Annotated in this window: 13 protein-coding genes and 4 pseudogenes; 11 read left to right on the top strand and 6 right to left on the bottom strand. The window is 51.5% G+C overall.

Features of this window, described 5'->3' with window-relative positions; genetic code table 11:
* Positions 1 to 102: 102 nt before the first annotated feature.
* Positions 103 to 1,227 (bottom strand): competence protein CoiA, encoded by a 1,125-nt coding sequence (locus tag EL645_RS02155; protein ID WP_126548517.1) that lies wholly within the window; start codon positions 1,225 to 1,227, stop codon positions 103 to 105.
* Positions 1,228 to 1,328: 101 nt separating this feature from the next.
* On the opposite strand from EL645_RS02155, the gene EL645_RS02150 reads away from it, so the two are divergent.
* From EL645_RS02150 to EL645_RS02140, 3 genes are all read left to right on the top strand, one after another.
* Positions 1,329 to 2,462 carry an amidohydrolase family protein gene (locus EL645_RS02150; RefSeq protein WP_126548516.1) on the top strand — a complete coding sequence of 378 codons (1,134 nt, stop codon included), beginning with the start codon at positions 1,329 to 1,331 and terminating at the stop codon, positions 2,460 to 2,462.
* 62 nt (positions 2,463 to 2,524) lie between these two features.
* On the top strand, positions 2,525 to 2,980 hold the full coding sequence (locus EL645_RS02145; protein WP_126548515.1) for an NUDIX domain-containing protein: 456 nt from the start codon (positions 2,525 to 2,527) through the stop codon (positions 2,978 to 2,980).
* Positions 2,981 to 3,128: 148 nt separating this feature from the next.
* Entirely contained in the window at positions 3,129 to 4,487 is a 1,359-nt protein-coding gene (locus EL645_RS02140) for a mercuric reductase (RefSeq protein WP_307720569.1), read from the top strand.
* A 74-nt stretch (positions 4,488 to 4,561) separates the two neighbouring features.
* Here EL645_RS02140 and EL645_RS39000 read toward each other — a convergent pair whose 3' ends face one another.
* The 5 genes and pseudogenes from EL645_RS39000 to EL645_RS45190 form a co-directional block, all read right to left on the bottom strand.
* Positions 4,562 to 4,699, bottom strand: a complete 138-nt coding sequence (locus tag EL645_RS39000; RefSeq protein WP_246035251.1) for a Beta-galactosidase C-terminal domain — start codon at positions 4,697 to 4,699, stop codon at positions 4,562 to 4,564.
* Between the two features lie 135 nt (positions 4,700 to 4,834).
* Positions 4,835 to 6,486: pseudogene (locus EL645_RS02130) on the bottom strand (beta-galactosidase); the annotation flags it as partial.
* Between the two features lie 336 nt (positions 6,487 to 6,822).
* On the bottom strand, positions 6,823 to 7,488 hold the full coding sequence (locus tag EL645_RS02125; protein WP_126548512.1) for an NUDIX hydrolase: 666 nt from the start codon (positions 7,486 to 7,488) through the stop codon (positions 6,823 to 6,825).
* A gap of 18 nt (positions 7,489 to 7,506) precedes the next feature.
* Positions 7,507 to 7,845, bottom strand: a complete 339-nt coding sequence (locus EL645_RS45195; protein WP_371865711.1) for a thiamine pyrophosphate-dependent enzyme — start codon at positions 7,843 to 7,845, stop codon at positions 7,507 to 7,509.
* A 113-nt stretch (positions 7,846 to 7,958) separates the two neighbouring features.
* Positions 7,959 to 8,435 (bottom strand): annotated as a pseudogene (locus tag EL645_RS45190) (thiamine pyrophosphate-dependent enzyme); the annotation flags it as partial.
* A 373-nt stretch (positions 8,436 to 8,808) separates the two neighbouring features.
* Between EL645_RS45190 and EL645_RS43785 the strand changes: the two are divergent.
* The 8 genes and pseudogenes from EL645_RS43785 (at position 8,809) to EL645_RS02085 (ending at position 17,710) form a co-directional block, all read left to right on the top strand.
* On the top strand, positions 8,809 to 9,177 hold the full coding sequence (locus EL645_RS43785; RefSeq protein ID WP_126548510.1) for a thiamine pyrophosphate-dependent enzyme: 369 nt from the start codon (positions 8,809 to 8,811) through the stop codon (positions 9,175 to 9,177).
* Between the two features lie 29 nt (positions 9,178 to 9,206).
* A pseudogene (locus EL645_RS43780) lies at positions 9,207 to 9,758 on the top strand (thiamine pyrophosphate-dependent enzyme); the annotation flags it as partial.
* 90 nt (positions 9,759 to 9,848) lie between these two features.
* Positions 9,849 to 10,904: an alpha-ketoacid dehydrogenase subunit beta gene (locus EL645_RS02110; protein ID WP_246035501.1), complete on the top strand. Its 1,056-nt coding sequence runs from the start codon at positions 9,849 to 9,851 to the stop codon at positions 10,902 to 10,904.
* A gap of 144 nt (positions 10,905 to 11,048) precedes the next feature.
* Positions 11,049 to 11,336, top strand: a pseudogene (locus EL645_RS45185) (double zinc ribbon domain-containing protein); the annotation flags it as partial.
* A gap of 275 nt (positions 11,337 to 11,611) precedes the next feature.
* The gene (locus EL645_RS42235) at positions 11,612 to 11,962 is read left to right on the top strand and encodes a hypothetical protein (protein WP_246035250.1); all 351 of its coding nucleotides are present in this window, start codon (positions 11,612 to 11,614) and stop codon (positions 11,960 to 11,962) included.
* Between the two features lie 320 nt (positions 11,963 to 12,282).
* On the top strand, positions 12,283 to 13,551 hold the full coding sequence (locus EL645_RS02095) for a M16 family metallopeptidase (protein WP_161977037.1): 1,269 nt from the start codon (positions 12,283 to 12,285) through the stop codon (positions 13,549 to 13,551).
* Positions 13,552 to 13,574: 23 nt separating this feature from the next.
* Positions 13,575 to 17,315 (top strand): tetratricopeptide repeat protein, encoded by a 3,741-nt coding sequence (locus tag EL645_RS02090; RefSeq protein ID WP_126548505.1) that lies wholly within the window; start codon positions 13,575 to 13,577, stop codon positions 17,313 to 17,315.
* A gap of 47 nt (positions 17,316 to 17,362) precedes the next feature.
* Positions 17,363 to 17,710: a roadblock/LC7 domain-containing protein gene (locus EL645_RS02085; RefSeq protein WP_126548504.1), complete on the top strand. Its 348-nt coding sequence runs from the start codon at positions 17,363 to 17,365 to the stop codon at positions 17,708 to 17,710.
* Positions 17,711 to 17,720 lie beyond the last annotated feature (10 nt).

Below are 17,720 nucleotides of genomic sequence, written 5' to 3'. Positions count from 1 at the left end.
TATTTAAATAATAGGGAGTGCTAGAGCAGTTGAAAAAGAGCTGCACGAGATTTTGGTTTTTATTGCTGTTGCGGGCTATAGCTATGACTTGCTTTGAACAGATTAATGCTGGGCGGCGAGGGTTAACAACATTTCAGTGTAGCCTGCGAACGCAGCGTAGGGCCCGGCAAAAGGCAGTTCTTTGGCCAGCGACTGAAGTTTTTCTAACGTATAACCATGACGGACCAGGCTGCGCAGCCAGATGCAGGCTTTGGTGATACGCTGCTGATCATCGGAGCGCAGTGGTTGTCCCGGCAGACCACGGCCATAGTTATAGCGACGAACCAGGTCTGGGTCCAACAGGTAGGCATGGAGCAATGGTATGATAAAAAGGCGCAGGGCCGCGTCGTTGATACCAGGCTGAAGATAGGCGACCAGTTGTTGCTCATCTAACGTTGTCGCGCTACTCATCGTTTGTAAAAGCGTATTACGTTGTAGTGACGCAACACGTATGGGATGGATTAGCCGGGCCTGTGGGTTGAGCTTGATTTCGTTCAGTGTACCCAGTATGGTCATACCATAGCCAGTACGACCCACCCAGCCATCAATGGTGGCTGTCCGTTGTTTATGCGTAGTCTCACTGGCTGGCGCCGCCTGCCAATTTAGAGCTTGCTGTCGGGTGATAGGCCAGCGCAGCCAGGTGCATGGAGGACTGACGAGTGGATCTAAAAAAAGGAGCTCATGAGCGCTGCCAAGCAGTGCCTCGATAAAGGCCTCTTGTTTTTCGCGTCGATTATTGCCAATGATCCAGGTATCGATAATGCCGGCTTTCCTATATGCATTGTGGCGCATCTTCCATTCCTCGATATCCAGAGGAGCGCATTGAAACTCGATTGCCCATTGTTGTCCATCAGGATGTTCTAAAAAGACATCCGCGATCCGATTTGGTTCGGGTAAGCGTTTCTCTAGCGAGATAGTGGCCTGAGGATATTGTTGACGCAGCCATTGTGCCAGTACCAACTTGCCCTGGGCGTGGCGCACCGACTCCGCCTCTGTGCTCCAGGCGCATTCGCCTTTTTGATGTGCGAAATGTAGCTGGGTACGTTTTTCCGCTCCGCCACGCACATGTACAATGCCACGACAATTTGGACAATGCAATTGATGATTGCGTGACCACTGCTGCAGTTGTGAAATTGGCGTCTCTTCTGCGATCACAGTGTGCTGATCGGGACCATACGCGACAAGCATAGGATGTTCCTATATTGATGCATGAAAAAACATGTTCTATCAGGTTTATTATAACACTATCAAGGAAGATATTGATTGTAGAATAGAAAGGATGCTGAATCATGCTGGATCTACGCGATATAGCTGTGATCGATAATCATTGCCATCCTATCCTGCTTGAGCAACAGATGGATGTCGTACGTTTCCGTAGTTTTTTTACCGAGGCGGCGCATGCCGATTTTGCGCACAGGCATGTGCAGCAGACCGTGTACTACACCTGGCTATTGAGGCAACTGGCGACCGTCTATAACTGTCAGCCTGTTGAGGAAGAAGTGCTGGCGGCCCGCAATCGTCTGCAGGGGAGCGAGCTACTGGCCCACCTGGTCGAGGCTGCTGATATTGATACTCTGATCTTAGATATTGGTCATCCTCTGCCTGAGCACTGTTTTTCGCCGCAGGCTATGCAAAAGGCTGCTGGCTGCCGAACGGCTCGCATGTTGCGTCTGGAAACATTAATGGAACGTCTGGTAATTGAACATGCTGATTTCGAGAGTGTTGTGACGCTCTTTGAGCAGGCATTACAGAATCTACGTGGCCAGGGTTATTGTGCCCTTAAAAGTATTGTTGCGTATCGTTGTGGGCTTGAGATTCGTGAATGGAGTAAGGATGAGGCGGCGCAGGCTTTTCGGGAGGCGCGCCAGCTTGTTGAGCGCCAGGGATCATTGCGCCTGGTACAGAAGCCGCTGATTGATTATCTCTTGCACCGTGCCTTTCGGTTGGCGGCTCAACAGCATGTACCGCTTCAGTTTCATACTGGATATGGGGATAGCGATACAGATATGCGATTGGGAAATCCTTTGCATCTGCGTGCGGTTCTGGAGGTGAGCGATTATCAGACGATGCCGATCATCTTGCTGCATGAGAGCTATCCGTATAGTCAACTGGGCGCCTATCTGGCTGCGATCTATCCACATGTCTATTTTGATTTGTCGTATATGATCCCAATGGTGGATAAGTTAGAAATGCAGGCTTTTACGCGCCAGGCTCTCGGTGTTGCACCCGCCAGTAAACTCATGTATAGTTCGGATGGCATCCATGTTCCTGAGATGTACTGGGTTGGAGCGGTCCGTGGGCGCGCCATTATTGGACAGGTATTGCAAGAAATGATTGCGGCCGATGAAATGGATCAAGAGCAAGCATATCGGTTTGCGCGCCTCATTCTACGCGAGAATGCATGTGCGGTCTATCAACTTTGAAGCACAGCTACTAAATTTTTGGTGCGACCTACCGCACGTATGCCAGGGGGAGATTTTCTATCATGATCGATTCCGCACTAAGGAATTTTCGTATTGCTGTCTCTGCACTTATCTTTGACAGGCAGGGACAGATTTTATTGGCTTTACGCCGTGATATCGGGTGGTGGAATTTACCAGGCGGCGGGATGGAGATCGGTGAGACGGTTGAAGAGGCTGTGCATCGAGAAGTGCGCGAAGAGACGGGGCTGGAGATCGAAATTGAGCAGCTGGTCGGGGTATATTCAAAGCCACAGAAGCAAGAGGTGGTCTTGACCTTTCGCTGTCATGTGATTGGTGGAACATTGAGCGTTACCGAGGAGTCCAGCGAGTGTCGCTATTTTATACCTACCAATCTCCCGCGTAACGTATTGCCCAAGCATCGTCAGCGCGTTGAAGATGCTTTGTTGCGGCAGGAAAAGGCGGTCTTGCGCAATCAATTGAGTCGTCCTGAAGAAGATCAGCGTTTAGCGCAAGAATAAACTTTTTTTTCTCTACCTGTCTCTTTTCCATCATATACGTGCGTGTTGAGGGTGTGTGATATGAGCGGCACACCTATTGTGATATTTATTGGATAGAGGAGTAAAACGGAATGCCAACTGTAACAGCATATGATGTAATTATTATTGGATCTGGCCAGGCTGGGGACCCCTGGCGACGGCATTTGGGCAGGCTGGGAAGAAGACAGCAATCATCGAGCGTGAGCATGTAGGTGGAACCTGTATTAATGAAGGGTGTACTCCCACAAAAACTATGGTGGCCAGTGCTCGTGTCGCTTATTTAACCAGGCGGGCCGCTGATTATGGCGTTGAGACTGGCGGACCCGTTACTGTGGATATGACGGTTGTGCGCAAGCGTAAGCGTGATATCGTTGAGAGCTTTCGCGGTGGCAGTCAGAGTCGCCTGGAGCATTCAGAGAATGTAGACCTGTTGATGGGTGAGGCCTATTTTGTGGCTCCTAAGGTCATTGAGGTCCGTTTGCGCACCGGTGAGGTACGCCAGTTGAGCGCCGAAACAATCTGTCTCAACGTTGGCGAGCGTCCAGCACCGCCTCGTATTGAGGGCGTGGAGCAGGTTCCTTACCTGAACTCAACGACCATCATGGAACTGGACCAGGTTCCGCAGCATTTGCTGGTCCTGGGTGGTGGCTATGTTGGATTGGAGTTTGGCCAGATGTTTCGGCGCTTTGGGAGCCGGGTGACTATTATCCAGCGGGGTAAACAATTATTGACGCGCGAGGATACTGATATTGCGCAAGAAGTCACTAAGATTCTGCGTGAGGATGGTATTGAGGTTCTGTTAGAAACCTCGGCGCTCAAAGCGGCAAAGACCGCGGATGGACAGATCCAATTGACGGTACGCACTTCTGAAGGCGAGCGTACCCTTACTGGCTCGCACCTGCTGGCCGCTGCTGGCCGTATTCCCAATTCTGATGCACTCCATCTGGAAGCTGCCGCTATTAAAACCGATCAAAGAGGCTATATCCAGGTGAATGATCGGCTTGAAACCAGTGTTCCTGGTATCTATGCCCTGGGCGATGTTAAAGGTGGGCCTGCTTTCACCCACATATCCTACGATGATTTCCGCATCTTGCGCACCAACCTGATTGAACACGGCAATGCCAGCATCGCTAACCGACTCCTGCTCTATACAGTCTTTATTGATCCCCAACTGGGCCGGGTTGGTATTACCGAAACCGAGGCTCGCCAGCAGGGACGGCATATCAAAATTGCTAAAATGCCCATGAGCTATGTCGCCCGTGCCCTGGAAGTCGATGAGTCGCGTGGTGTCATGAAGGCTATTGTCGATGCCGATAACGACCAGATCATTGGAGCCTGTATCCTGGGCTTAGAGGGCGGCGAAATCATGTCGATGCTCGAGATCGCTATGCTTGGCAAGCTTCCCTACACCGTGCTGCGTGATGGTGTCTTTGCCCATCCCACTCTCGCCGAGTCCCTTAATAATCTTTTTAGTTCCTTTGAATCTTAAAGTTAATAGCAAGAAAGGAGCCAGGTAGTGGGGCGCCCCACTACCTGGCTCCTTTCTTATAGTTTACGAATGGCTTATTGTGCCTGCAGGACAACCGCATCCATGGCCGGAATGGTCAGCTGATCTTTGACCGTAGCGCCATCCAGCAGTGAGGTGTACGTTGAGCCTTTAGGAAGTGTGACCTGGCGGGCCTGTTGCTGGTGGTTCAACAAGAAGTAGACACTCTCCCCATTGGAGGTAATCCGACGGGTAACCTCGATATTGCTATCGATAGGCAACAATGGCTGGACATTTGTTTGCCGGCAGATCTCAGTGGCCAATTTGTTGAGAAAATCCTGGCTGCTCTGGGTGGCCAGGTAGTAAGCGTAGCCAGTGCCAAACTTGTTGACGGTGAGCGCGGCCTGGTTAGCGTAGTAATCCTCGCCAAAGGTGCCCAGGGCTTGAGCTCCTTCCAGGTGCACCAGCTCCCCCACACTTCGCTGGGATAGGTGCCGCTCAGGTTGCCTTCTTTGACGACCAGTTTATTGGTCATGGCAGGTGTCAGAGGATCAAACTCTTCGACGTGGATGCCCAGCAGTTTGCGTAGTCCACCAGGATAGCCACCCAGGAATACATGATCCTTTTCGTCAACGATGCCGCTAAAGAAGGAGGTCAGCAGTGTGCCTCCCTGAGAGACAAAATGTTCCAGGTTTTCGCTGACGCCCGGGCGCAGCATATATAGCAATGGTGCCACCACCACTTTATATTTGCTCAGGTCGCTCTCCGGTTTGACGATATCGATGCCGATATTCTGCTGGTGGAAGGCATGGTAATAGCGGCCTACGATCTCCATATAGTTCAGTCGATCGCTGGGCCCTGGTAGATATTCGACTGCCCACCAGTTATCCCAATCCAGCAGGATGGCTACCTCGGATTGTGTGCTGGCCCCGGCTACCGTGGATGAGAGTTTTGCCAGCTCGGCCCCCACCTGAGCAGCCTGCTGGAAGATACGATTGTGCTCGTTACTCTCATGGGTAACCACGGCACTATGGAACTTTTCCGCGCCTGCTTTGGATTGTCGCCACTGGAAGAACAGGATACCATCCGCTCCGTGCGCGACACCTTGTAGTGAGTGCAGGCGCATCTGGCCGGGACGTTTATGTGGATTCCGGGGCTGCCAGTTGACCTGGCTCGGACTCTGCTCCATCACCAGGTGTGGATGACCGGATTTGGCGGAGCGCATCAGATCGTGGTGCAGCGCATTCCATGCTGGTTCGGTGCCTGGCGCCGGGTACATATCAAAAGAGACGATATCCATGTGTTTGGCCCAGTCATAGACATCCACCGGCTTAAAGGCTACCATCAAATTAGTCGTCAGGGGGACATCTGGTGTGACCGCGCGCAGAATATCTTCCTCAATGCGGTAGCAGCCGAGCAATGAATCATTCATAAAGCGCCAGTAGTCGAGGGTTTGGCCTGGATTATTCTGGGCCGGGCTGAGACGTGGTGGCAAGATGTCTGCCCACTCATAGTAGCGCTGGCTCCAGAAATTGGTTCCCCAGGCTTCATTGACCGCTTCCAGTGACTCATAGCGATCCTGTAGCCAGACGCGGAAGGCCTCGGCACAGTTATCGCAATAGCACTGTCCAGTATGGCAGCCATATTCATTGTTGAGGTGCCACATTTTTAAAGCGGGATGTTTAGCATAGCGCTCAGCCAGGCATTGTACCAGTTCGGAACTCTTGCGCCTGAAATCGGGGCTATTGGGACAATAGTGCTGGCGCGATCCATGAGTCATGCGTACCCCTTCGCGGGTCACCGGCAGCATCGATGGATAGAGACGACTCATCCAGGTTGGGGGAGAAGCTGTCGCGGTCGCCAGGTCCGCCGCAATACCATGCTCATGCAAGAGATCCATAATGCGATCTAATTGCTCAAAATGATAGTGGCCTGGCTTCGGCTCAAGCAAGGTCCAGGAGAAAATATTTATCGAGACCATATTGACGTTGGCCAGCTTCATCAAGCGCATATCTTCCAGCCAAACGTCCTCTGACCACTGTTCTGGATTATAATCACCGCCATACAAAATTTGACCCGGTAAAGGATGTTGCATAACTCAATACTTCCTCGTAAAAATGATTGACACCACTATCTTTATGCTTATCTGAAGCAGGCAACTTTATATAATTGGTGTATATTACATGGATATATATCTGCCTATAACGAAGCGAGGAGATATATATATGTTTCATTATATCAAAAACTCGCCGTTTTCGTTAAGTTGATTGGCTGAGGCACGAGGAGCACATCTCTTCAACCTGCTAGTAGTTAAAAATGAAGAGATGTGCTCCAGGGATCAGTGTAATAAGTCAGAATGTTTTTGTAGCAGCGCTGCAGCTTGAGCCAAAGATTCCCACGAGGGCACCCAGAGTTGACGCTGGCGAGGAATCTCTTGTTGCTCAATAATAGTGACCCCCTGCTGCAATAGACTCTCTAGCGTAGGCTGTTGCAGTAAGGCGGGCCAGAGTTCAGGTCGAATGAGCAACAGCGCCTCGGTTGTTCCGGGCTGTGTAATTGGTTGGGATGGGCGGGCTAAAAATAAGCAGTAATAAGTATAAGGACCCGTAGGGAGTCCGGGACGTAAAGGCGTATAAGGATATAAATTACTCTGGCGTTCAAGCAGAAAAGGAGGCGTGGTATCGGTTGATTTAACTAGATATTGTTCACCGGTATCCAGTTCATGGAAATAGGTTGAAGGTGATGGCAGCAACTGGATCTCGACCTTAAGTTTTTCCCAGGCTTCACGTAGAGCGCACTCCCAGATAGTCTCTCCCAGCCTCTGATCCCCACCCATACCCCTGACCCGATATGCGGCCGTCTGATTTCCCTTTGGTGACGGAAGGTGGTCGGCATTGAGCCTTACCACCAGTTGACCCTCCTGCAGTAGAATGACCCCGGCGCAAAAAGGCTGATTGGTTGTAAGATGTCGCAAATCAATGCTTTCCAGGCGTGAAAATGTCATATCCTCTGCTCGGCTTTCTCATTTTGACTGGAGTGTGTCGCGCAGTGCATTTTGGAGTGCGCGCTCTACTTCGGTCATCATGCGTGTGGAAAGTTGGGCGGCCCATTCTTCATCCCATATGCCTTGCTCTTGTAGAATGTGCTGACATCGCACCAGAGGATCAAAGAGCTTTCCTGCATTGGACTGGGGAGGCGCATACTGTACCACATTGGAGAGATCCCTACCATAAGGAAGTAGTACAGCCGGTTGAGAGCGGGTAATCGCCATTTCCAGAAATGTCGGGCCATGTCCCTCGCGTGCATGTTGCATTGCCTGGCGCATCGCAGTGTAGACAGCGACAACGTCTGTGCCATCGATTCTTTGATAGGCGACACCTGCGGGTAGCGCGTTTTTTGGCAGGCAAGAGGGGGTAGCGAGGTGGCAAAGCTATCTGTACCCCAGATCTGGGTACAATCCTGTTCACAGATAAAAATCACGGGCAGTGCATGTTGGGAGGCAAACTGCATCCCTTCTGCAAAATCTGGTTCCTTTGTGGCATCATCGCCGCAATATGCAATCGTGACGACCGCGGCCTTACGAAGTTTACTGGCAAAAGCGATGCCAGCGGCATGGAGCAACTGGGTAGCGACCGGGGTGGGGCCAGTAATTGTATTATGTTTTTGATAGCCCCAATGTTGGAAAGACGGCTCTGAACTTCCCTTTTGACCCTTTTGCTGTTGACGTTGGAAATGCAAGCACGTCCGAAAAACCTCGTAGGGAGTCATGCCAATGGTCAGGACCACCCCGAGGTCTCGATAATAGGGTAATGTGAAATCTTGCCCAACCTCAATGCAGACTGCGCTGCCTACCTGTGCTGCTTCATGTCCACGGCTGCTGGTAACAAAATCGATGTACCCTTGTGCATACAACCTCCAGGTGCAATCATCCACGATGCGAGTTAAGAGCATCTTTGTGTAGAGATCCCGTAAAACTGCCGAAGATGGAGCTGTGCTCGTCATTTACTGATACATCTCTTTGGGTGCCCATGACCTTCTCTGCCATCAACCAGTATTTCGCTGGTGAGACATGTTCCGATGAAAAAAATAGTTAGACACATTATAGTGCTCAACCAGAGAGAATGTCTAGTAGGTGCTTTCCCATCCCTCCGGAAAAGCCTTTTTCCTGTTTTTTTTCTCTGCTTGTAGAATAGAGAAAAAAGATGCGATCATTGCTTTTCAAAGCCATCAACCATTATAATGGTGGTGTGATTTATTATATTAGGAGTATCGATGAAGCCTACAGCGTCAACGCAGACAAATATGTGGAGGCATTAGTACAAAAATGACAACGAACCTTCGAGCTACAGAAGCCGAGACTCCAGCAAGGCCGCTGGATGTCGTTACACTTTATCGCACAATGGTCACCGCCAGAGTCATCAATGACTTACTGAAAACACGCAAGACGCAGGGGAGATTCCCTTTTTACATAGGCTGCGCCGGGCATGAGGTGATGGCTGCGGTAGTTGCGGCTCTGAATGAAAATGATTGGCTCGCTTTATATTATCGCGATTTAGGTGCCTGGTTACAACGGACCGGTGATGTGTATGGGCCTTTGCGTGAGGCTTATTCGCGTGTAACCGGGCCAATGAATGCCGGCCGCAATATGCCAGCGCATTATGCCAGTAAGCAGTACCAGATTCTCCCACCGTAAGTGAGGTTGCTGGGCTCTGTCCATTTGCTGGTGGTGTTGGTTTTTCCCTTAAACAGGACAAAAGTGACGCTTTAATTTTATGTTCCACCGGTGACGGTGGGGCTGCGACAAATGATTTTAATGTATTGTTCCGACAGGCTGGCATTCATCGTCTTCCTATTTTGATGGTTGTTGAAGATAATGGTTGGGCTATTACTCAGCCCGGTGGAAATCAATGGTCTGGTTCGCTGGTAGATTGGGCAAATGCAGGTAATGTCTATGCCGAAGAGGTCGATGGCACGGACGTGATTGCGACCTATGAAGCGGCTTGCCGCCTGGTGCAGCACATTCGTTCGGGCCAGGGACCTGCCCTTATGCATTTGCGCCTCGGTCTTTTGGATGCACATTCAAGTAGCACCGATATTCGCTCATACCGTACAAAGGAAGAGATTGAACAAACTACAGCGACCAAAGATTCCGTAAAGAATTTTGGTCGTTGGCTGGTTGAGCAGGGGTTATTACAAGATGCGGATATCGAGCGTACACGGAAAGAGATTCGTGCTCATCTTGAGCGCGTCGAGCAAGAAGTGCTGAAAGAGCCAGAGCCAACCCCTGATCGGGTGCTTGATCACGTAATAAATATTCCTGAGTGGCGTGAGAATGCCCCTCGTGGAAACCGGCGCACGCTGACGATGCTGGGGGCGATTAATGAGGCCCTGGTTGAACTAGCGCAGCGCGATCCCGGCTTCTTTGTTTACGGACAGGATGTAGGGAGCCCCAAGGGGGGCGTCTTTGGCGCAACCGCTTCCCTGGTCAAACAATTTCCTGGCCGGGCAATTAGTAGTCCGCTCAATGAGCAGATGATTGTCGGTATCGCCTCCGGTGCTGGTCTGCGCGATGGCAAAGCCCGCTGTGCCGAGATCCAATTTGTGGACTATCATCAGTCGGCAACCCAGACCATTCGCCTGGCTGCACGTATCCCCTATCAGACCAACGGTAATTGGAATTCTCCGTTGCTGATCCGTACCAAATCTGGTAGTGGTGGTGGTGGCCCCATCTCTAGTAGTACCGCGGGTGGCGGTGCCTATGGACACTCCAATACGGGTGAACAATGGTTTACCAATATTCCGGGTATGATTACTGTCTGTCCAGCCTCACCATTTGATGCCAAGGGTCTCCTGTTGGAAGCGGCCCGCGCGCAGTCCCCGGTAGTTTTCCTGGAGCGAGGACGCCTCTATCGCTCAGAACCACCAAAGGATGCAGAAGGCAAGATTATTCCTGAGATGGCTGAATACTGGAATGTGCCCGAGGGCTACTACACACTCCCAATTGGTAAAGCCAGGCGTTTGCGCTTTGGTAAAGGGCCTTTGAGCATCGCGATTATCGCCTGGGGCACGATGGTACTGGAGGCTTGTACGGCTGCGGTTAATATCGTCAGGCGCGAAGGGGTCAGTATTGAGGTCGTAGACCTGCGAACCCTGGCACCTTTTGATGAGGTTGCCGTTGCGGCCGCCGTCAAAGAGGCCAATCGTGTGATGGTAGTGACAGAAGAGATCGACCTGACCAGTTTTGGTCGTCATCTCCATTCCTGGATAGTCCAGAACTGCTTCTATGATCTGGATGGCACGCCGGCCTTCTTATCAGCTGTGCCCGCTCCACCCTCGCCTTATAGCGGAATTGAAGAGCAGAACTTCTATCCTGCTGCCAATACAATTGAGGCAAAAATCAATGAGCTGTTAGCTGAATAGTTTCAGCAGAGGTCCCAACACTCCGCCCTTCTCTCGCCGCCGGCGCAGGGGGCGGAGTGTTGTTGTCCAGAATTATCATGTGTGGCTCGACGAATTGAAGAAACTATGTTACACTGCGTTTACATATATATGTAGCAGATATTAATGTTTCATGTTGCGAAAGGCAGGCGCGGAATGACGACGTGTGCATTCTGTGGAACAACAGTAACCGGTAAGAAATTTTGTCCCGAGTGTGGGAATGCTGTGCAGCCAGCAACAGCTGTTGCCCGGCATTGTCCCCAATGTCAGAGTGAGGTGCGTTCAGATGCGTCGTTTTGCATGCATTGTGGTACCTCGTTAAAGGCTGCTGCGGCCCCGGTGACTCCACCCCCACCGACAACGCGGCCCTGTCCAGCATGCCATACGCAAGTAGCACTGGGAAGTGCGTTTTGCACACAATGCGGACATAATATGAATGCGCCAGCTCAGGTGTCCCAGGCTGCCGGTCTGCAATGCAGGCAGTGTGGTCGATTGAACGCGGCTGATATGAGTTTTTGTGGTGGTTGTGGTGCACCACTGGGTAGCCAGTCTGGCCAATATGCTCCTGCTCCTACATATCAACAGCAGCCCTATCCACAACAACAGCCATATCAACAGCAGCCCCAGCCATATGGGCAACCCTATGGGCAGGCTGGCTATCAGGCACAGCCGATGGTGGGCAGACACCTATGGGATTGCGCTGTCCGACCTGTATGGCGATGGCCCCAATTGGTTCAACAAACTGTGTCAATTGCCGTACTAGCCTGGCAGGTATTGTGCCGACGCCTACGAATATTCCTATGCAGGGTCAGCAAGCAGGTATCGGTGGTTTCTTGCAGGGGAATGGCGGCAAATTTGCCATGGGAGCATTGGGTGGTGCCGCGGCAGTGCTGGGCGGCGAGATGTTGATGCATGGTGTCGAAAATCAAATTGAAGACAATATTGGCTTTGGTGGTCATCATCACCATCATCGCCGTGATGAGGATGATGGAATGTTGGGCGGCCTGGGCAGACTGGCTGATGATATCGGCCTGATTTAATCTCCCCTCTGGGATGGAGTGAACTGTTTATTGTCACTCCATCCACACTGTTCGCACCGCTTCTGACGTGCTCATTTGTGCTGGTTGATTCGATACTGAAACTTCCGGCTTTTCTTCCTATTCCGTCTGTTTTCTGTTGCGGCAGCCTGCTAAACCGTCTATAATACCTGCGAGTAAACTAAATTTGTGTGCAGGAAATTGAAGAACAGCTAAACTGTCGGAATTTGTATCAGTATTTTTTTGATCAGGTACTATAAGGAGATCGGGGCACTCTTTCCACGTATGAATGAGGCTCTGTGCCCAATTATCGAATGAATTACGTGCGAACAACACTAAATAACGGACTACGCCTACTTACCACTCATATGCCTGGTATGCGCTCTGCGAGTATCGCTTTCTTTTTTAATGTAGGTTCTCGCTATGAGCCAGATGCTATTTCTGGTGTTTCCCATTTTATTGAGCATATGCTTTTCAAGGGTTCTCAACAGTATCCAAGCGCAAAGGCCATTTCGGATGCGATCGAAGGGGTGGGGGGTAATTTCAATGGGAGCACAGGCAAAGAGCTTACAAACTATACGGCCCGTGTACCCGGTGAATATGTATCGGTGGTGCTACAGGCCATGGCTGATATGATTCGACGCCCGCTTTTTGATCCTATGGAAGTAGAGAAAGAGCGTGGCGTTATTATTGAGGAACTGAGCTCTACCCAGGATGATCCACAGGAGTGGGTCAACCTTTTAGTTGACGAGGCAATGTGGCCAGGCCTCCCGCTAGGACGTGATGACGCTGGCTCGGTGGAGGTTGTTTCGCGCATACAGCGCCAGCAGATGCTGGATTATTTGAGCACTTATTATCGACCGAATTCCCTGGTGCTCAGTGTTGCGGGCAATATAGACCATGAGCAGGTTATTGAGCAGGTAAAACAGTTGTTTAGCGACTGGGAACCCGCAGACCATCCTCTCTGGAGCGAGAGTTTTCCTCCCCGTGGTGTTCCTTCCGTACGTATGATTCAAAAAGATACAGAGCAGACAAATATTTGTTTGGCGACACTTGGAACTGCGTATGCTTCCTCGGACTATTATCCTATGTTGCTTATTAATGGTATCCTTGGTGATGGCATGAGCTCTCGCCTTTTCCAATCCATTCGGGAAGATCAGGGCCTGGCCTATGATATTGGAAGTTATGTCAATAGTTACTATGAAACCGGGAGCCTGGTGGTAAGTGCGGGCGTTGACCCATCACGGGCGGCTCCGGCCATTCGTGCTATTATTGCCGAACTTACCAAATTGTGCCAGGAGCCTGTGCCATTAGATGAGTTGCAGCGGATCAAAGCATATGTTCGAGGTGGCATTCTACTCGGTTTAGAAGGAACTCAGCAAATGGCTTCCTGGTTGGGAAGTCAGGAATGCCTCTATAACCGCGTGTGGAACGTGGACGAGGTAATTGCAAAGGTGGATGCTGTCACTGTTGAGGATATACAGCGTGTAGCGCGGAACTGCTTTGCTCCTGAGTGGCGTCGTCTGGCAATTATCGGGCCAGAGCCGCTCCACCGAGCTAACTATTTCGAAAAATTGCTCGCAGGTGCATAGGCGGGAAGAGGAGACCAAGTTTTATGGCACAAATAACGCTTCGTGATTATTTGCAAGAGATTGAGGACGCGATTAGTTCGAAACGCGTCGATGAAGCTCTTGCCAGTTGTCAGTACGTTCTGGCCTTTTTTCCGGAATCGCTTGAGGCGCAGCGTCTTCTTGGTGAGGTATATCTGGCTCAAGGCAAGCTGGAAGATGCGCAGCAGGCTTTTGATTGGGTATTGACCAACGATCCTGAAAATGTGGTTGCCTATTGTAGTCGTGCTCTTGTGAGCGAGCAGATGTCCGATTACGATACGGCTTTGGACTGTTATCAGCAGGCATATGAGTTGAGTCGGGGCAATGGGCAGATTCGCCAGGCATTTAATCAATTGAGTGAGAAGGCGGGGCAGCAGGGCTTTATGTTCTCGCGTGCTGGCCTGGCTCGCCTCTATATGCGTGGTGACCTGCTAAGCCAGGCTTCCCAGGAATGGGATATGGTGCTTGCTATGTCTCCAGATCGCCTGGATGCACGAACCGGTTTGCTGGAAGTTTACTGGCGTCAGGGTCTCAATGATCGGGCCGCCCAGCTCGCTGAACAGATCCTTCAAGATGTGCCGGGATGTATTAAAGCGTTATTATTGCTTGCCTATGTAACTGCTCCACAGGATATGTTGCGCTCAAAAGAGCTTGTAAAGCAGGTTGAAGCTTTTGACCCCGATCTGGTGATGGCGCATGATTTATTTGCTGATCACCTGGCCAATCGCGCTGGTGATCCTTTCTTGAAATTGTTGAGCAAAGCTCCTGCCACGCTTGGCGCAGCTGATGCCGCTGCGAAAACAACGGCCTCTCAAACTGCGAATGCTTTCACGTCGTCAAGTGTGGCTGGCGGCTCGGTTTCTTCTAATGCCCTGGCTGGATGGGGAAGTAACGCAGCCTGGAACAATGACGAGACATTGGTAAAGCCACGCTCAAATCAGACTCCTGCGCAGGCTGATGCTTCGTCCCTGCCATCCTGGATGTCTGGAGATCTGACACCTGGTGGCGCAGGCATTTCGAATAGTGGCACCTCTTCCTGGGGAGGGGAGTCCTGGGGTGCTATGGGCAATTCACCCGCGCAGCCGCAAGCTGCGGCTGCCAGCGACCAATCTGATCCGGCTGAACCCTGGCAACTGCTACAGAATGCTCTGCATAGTATTAGCCCTGAAACAGTCAAGCAGGCTTCAGATCCCGGGCTGGCTGATCCTAATGCGACTCCCTGGCTGGGTGGTTCTGGTCTTGAAGCCTCTGAAACTGCCATACCCGACACTCAGGATACAGGCTTACCTGCTGATGACCGTTTTTCACAGGAACCAGATCAGTCGTGGTCGTTTGACATACCTGAAGGGTCGAAGAATAACGCTGCAGTTCCTGCCTGGTTAAATATGTTAACCCGGAATGAGCGCCAACCGATGCAGGATCAGCCGGAATCAGTGACACCGTCCGTGGAGAATCCGCCTGTCGCAGCTGAACCTTTTAGCGCTGGCCCTGTTCCACAGCCTCAAGCAGAGCCGGAGCCACCTGTGGCCCCTCCTGCTCCTGCTCAGCCTGCTGTGAAACCATCGACGATTGCTGAATCCGCATCAGTTCTTTCACCCGGCCTGCAATCTGATGGCGATGGTGACTCTGAAGAGGAGTCATTCTTTGGTCCTGATTGGTTGAAATCTCTTGGCGCGGCATCCCTGGATGGCACGGGCGCTTATAATTTCTCTGAATTAGCAGAACAGCAGCCCGCAGCGCAGAAATCCAGCGGTGCCTCATGGGAGCAAGCTCCAGCGCAGAGATCCAGTGGCGCTTCATGGGAGCAGCCAGCGGCACAGAAATCCAGCGGTGCCTCATGGGAGCAGCATTCCGGACTGGCTTCTCCTGAAGCGTCGGTACAAAATCAAAAGAATAGTGGCGCCCTGCGGGAACAACCTGTAGAGCAACCCAGAGCCAGTAGTAGTCCCTCATGGGAACAGGTGGCGGAGCAGCCTTCCTCGCGGAAGAGCAGCGGCGCCTCCTGGAGCCAGCCAGAGCCAGCGATTGAGCAACCAAAAGCTCAGGCCTTCTATGATCCTTCCTGGTTATTAGAATCGCCCTCACAGGCGAAAAAGAAGAATAGTAGTCCTTCCTGGGAGCAACCACAGGTTGAGGAGCAGCCGGAAGCGAACTCAGTATGGGAGCAAGTACAAAGCCAGCCTTCGGTTTCCCAGCCAGGTGAATCTGCCTTGAATCAGTTGGCAGAGGAGTCACAGAATGCACCCTCTGAGAATGATCCCTGGGCTGCCTGGCAGGCGGCCTATGCGCCGTCTCAGCAACTTCAGCAGCCAGTTGAGAATCAAGACTACTGGTCTTCTTCACAGCCCACGCGTGAGCCTGAGACATCTGAGCAGCCCTCCTGGATGCAGCAATTAAGCCAGAGTAGCTCCAATGCATCTAATCAGGCTTCCAATACGGGATATGATGATTGGGCCGCCGCATATGCGACACCTACACCTGAGACATCAGCTCCGCAGCCCGATCAGGCGTGGCAAGGGATCCCTTCTCATGCGTTGAGCTCTGAGGAGCCAGAACAGCCACGAGAGAGCTTATCTATTGAAAGACCAGAGCCGGAGCAACCGGCAGTGGAAGATCCCTGGGCCATGCTGAATCAGCAGATGCAGTCGCAGAACATTGACTATGATTGGCTGGCGCAACTGGCCGGTGGTAATCAGCGCGCGTCGACCCCGGCTCAACCAGAAGAGGAGCTCGCAAGTAAGCCGATTGTGCAGCCAGAGAGCCAGCAAGCGGAGAACGAACAAAATCTGGTTACAACCCTGGAGGAATTAGAGCAAAAGCTGCTTTCACACGGTTTTACTCCGTTGGAACCCAATTCTCTGGCCAGCATTGCGCAGTCCCAGGAAGAACCCCAGCTTCCAGAGTCTCCACTGGATGTTGTTGCTGATAATAAGCAACAGGTAGAAAAGCCCGAACCATCCCTATCATCGGCATTGGCAGAATTAGGGAATTTCTTCCCTCGGCCAGCGGAACCAGCTTCTGTTGAACCACTGGCTGATGAGCCCCAGGCTCCAGCTTCCTGGCAGCCTCAGGCTCCAGCTGCTGAGCCATCCTGGCTAGCTGCTTTGGGTGCGGTGCCAATCGCTCCCGCTGCGGCTGCTCAGATCCCAGAGCAGCCTGTTGAAGAAGTTATACAGTCGCCTGTTATTGCCGAGCAGCCAGTGATGAATGCACCTGTCGAGCCACCTGCTACACCACCGTTGCCTGCTGAAACACCTTTCCAGCCATTGAATCGTGAAGCAGCCGAGCCCATGCCAACTGCCCGCATGAATCCCTTGTTGGATAGTGGACTAGAGACTACAATGAAGCGACCGGCTGTACGTCTACAGCCGATGCAACAGCGTGCGGCAGTCCGTGAAACAGGTATTCCCACTGGGAATCGCAATCGAGCAGGTGAAAGAGCTGGGCAACGGGTTGCTGATAGCGGCGGCAATGTGAGCCATCGTGAGCGTCTGATTAGAGGCTACCAGGCTCAATTAATCGGGGATTTTGATAACGCGATGCAAGAATATCGTGTAATTATCAGAAACGCTCCTGAATTGCTTGGTGAGGTTGTAAGTAATGTCCGTGCTTTGTTGAAGCTTGCTCCTAACTACTCTGCTGGCTATCGTGTCCTGGGTGATGCGTATATGCGGCAGGGAGAGTACTTACAGGCGATGGAAGCGTATAATAAGGCGCTGACAATGGCCAAGAAGGCGAAGGGCTAAAAACGGAGATGTGTGGCACATCATCCATAAAGAGAAGGAGTCTTTAAGTGGAAACCATCCTGCAACGTTTAACCGAACTCGAAGAGGTACATGATGCGATTCTTGTTGGGAAAGATGGCCTGATTGTCTCTGGTATACTACATAGTGATGACGAGGAAGTTATTGGTGCAATGGCTGCAGCCGCTTTTGGCTCCATTGGCGATTTAACTGCCCAGGTACATAATAGTGAGGCAAGGCACGTGATTGTCGAGACAAAAGCTGGTACAATCCAAATGGAAGAAGCAGGTGACCTGATCCTCATTGTTACAACACAGGGCTCAGGAAATCTTGGGCGTGTACGCGTAGAGATGAAAAAAGCCTGCCGGCAGCTGATCCAATTGGTTGCCAGTTATTAATATATTACAA

It is taken from the genome of Dictyobacter kobayashii, assembly GCF_003967555.1.
Classification (GTDB): Bacteria; Chloroflexota; Ktedonobacteria; order Ktedonobacterales; family Ktedonobacteraceae; genus Dictyobacter; species Dictyobacter kobayashii.
This window is presented reverse-complemented; position numbering and strand designations above follow the sequence as displayed.